This window comes from Alcanivorax sp. HI0044 (genome assembly GCF_001634945.1).
The window spans coordinates 1-625 of record NZ_LWEZ01000684.1 but is presented as its reverse complement, the minus strand read 5'-3'; the positions used below and the strand labels follow the sequence as shown (position 1 = coordinate 625).

The 625-nt window shown below is 64.2% G+C and carries 1 pseudogene; it reads left to right on the top strand.

Annotated features, from left to right (window positions below):
- A pseudogene (locus tag A3730_RS31320) lies at nt 1-625 on the top strand (GGDEF domain-containing protein); the annotation flags it as partial.

Here is a 625-nt window from a genome sequence, read left to right as displayed (position 1 = left end):
GCCGCCGCCATTACCCTGGTGTGGACTTACTGGTTTACCCCGATGGCCCACTCGTCCCTGCTGATCTGGCTGGGTGTCATTGCGGCGGTACAGATTGTCCGCCTGCTGGTCCTGCCCTATTGTCGCCGCCGTCTTGATGCCCAGGAAACCATGCCGTTCTGCCGCCGCATGCTCTCCGGGCTGGCCCTGTCCACGCCGTTGCTGATCGGCCTGGCCGGCTACCTGTTCAACCCGCTGGAAAGCCTGTTTACCCCACAGATGCTGGGCGCCCAGCTGGTTTGTGCCTGCCTGGGCCTGGGCCTCAGCGTGATGGCGCTGGCCGCCTACAGCAGCCATTTCCCCACCGTGTTCCTGTATCTGTTGATGCTGCTGGGCCCGACCGTGGCCCGCCTGGCGGAAACCCAGGAGAATCACCCGCTCTCACTGTTTGCTCTGATATCCCTGCTGGGACTGTTCTTTCTGGTCGCCGCCCGCCGCATCAACCGCACCGGCCACCAGGCGATGATGCTGCAGGCCAGCAACCGCTCCCTGATTGATTACCTGAACCGGGCCCGCGGCGACGCCGAAGCCCTGAACGAAAAGTTGGCGCAGGAAATCTATGAGCGCAAGGAGGCCCGCCAGCGGC